1 protein-coding gene is annotated in these 719 nt (G+C 41.0%); it reads left to right on the forward strand.

Annotation, left to right across the window (positions count from 1 at the left end; all coding sequences use genetic code 11):
* Positions 1-188: 188 nt before the first annotated feature.
* A partial coding sequence (locus tag R7P74_RS26380; protein ID WP_318123603.1) for an aromatic amino acid transport family protein occupies positions 189-719 on the forward strand: 531 nt, incomplete at its 3' end.

Below are 719 nucleotides of genomic sequence, written 5' to 3' on the forward strand. Positions count from 1 at the left end.
TTTGGTAAATAACTTCAATTTATACACTAAAATTCAGAACATAAATCTAGTTTTTAAAAATATTCATAGTTTGATAATTTACAAAATTGTCTTTTTATCAGCACGATTCACCACATAGTTGATGTGATAACAATCACTAAAACAGATACCATCCGCCACATTATTATTTTTATAAAGGCGAGTCTTAAGTGAAAGAATCTCGAAATACGTTAAATTCTAGTGAATTAAACACAACAACCTCTTGGTCAAAACATGACACACATTGGGTACTTAGCCTATTCGGGACCGCCGTTGGTGCCGGTATTTTGTTTCTGCCAATCAACTTGGGCATCGGTGGGTTTTGGCCACTAGTCGCAATGGCGTTTTTGGCATTTCCAATGACTTACCTCGCCCATCGCGGTTTAGCGCGCTTTGTATTGTCTTCTAAGATCAAAAATGCCGACTTTACCGATGTGGTTGAAGAACACTTTGGCGCAAAAGCGGGACGTTCAATCTCTCTGCTTTATTTCCTATCGATTTTTCCTATCCTGTTAATTTACGGCGTGGGCATCACCAATACTGTAGACAGCTTTATGGTGAACCAAGCGGGGATGGAAGCCTTACCACGCGAGCTACTTTCGGGCGTATTAGTGTTCGCTTTGATTGCCATTATGATGGCGGGCGAAAAAGTGATGCTGCGCGCGTTTGCCGTTATGGTGTACCCACTTGTTGCGATTCTA

This window comes from Vibrio sp. 2033 (assembly GCF_033339735.1).